Genomic DNA, 458 nt, shown 5'->3' on the forward strand with positions numbered 1-458 from the left:
ATTAAAGTCCAATAACTCAGTTGGTGTAGCTTGTTAATTTGAGGATTAGCACAATTAAAGTTTCCTGCTGAAAGCATAGAAGAATGCACCACAATACCTGTTAATAAATCCTTTGTGGGTGTGCTTGTCAAGCCACTAACTTCTACATACCTAAAGCCATGATAGGTAAACCGTGGTTCCCAGATTTCTGTACCAATGCCCTTACAAATATATTTTTCTGTTTGAATAACCTTTGTAGCATATACACCTGTAGTGCCATAGGCTAATGTATCATTTGCTACTTCCTCAGCCATTTTCATGGTAATGATTGTGCCTTTTGGTGCGTTGATTTTCAACCTATTCCATCCTGCGAAATTTTGCCCCATATCAAACACATAATTGCCATTTGGCAACTTGTAAAACTTTTTAGTAGCCAATGTTTGCATCTTTTTTATTGCTGGCAAATTCTGTGGTTTTAA

At 36.7% G+C, this 458-nt stretch carries 1 protein-coding gene; it reads right to left on the minus strand.

The annotated features are described in order from the left end of the window. A partial coding sequence (locus ACT9TX_RS18470) for a family 78 glycoside hydrolase catalytic domain (protein WP_481340599.1) occupies positions 1 to 443 on the minus strand: 443 nt, incomplete at its 3' end. Between the last annotated feature and the right edge of the window lie 15 nt (positions 444 to 458).

This window comes from Parasediminibacterium sp. HNIBRBA5674, from assembly GCF_056745525.1.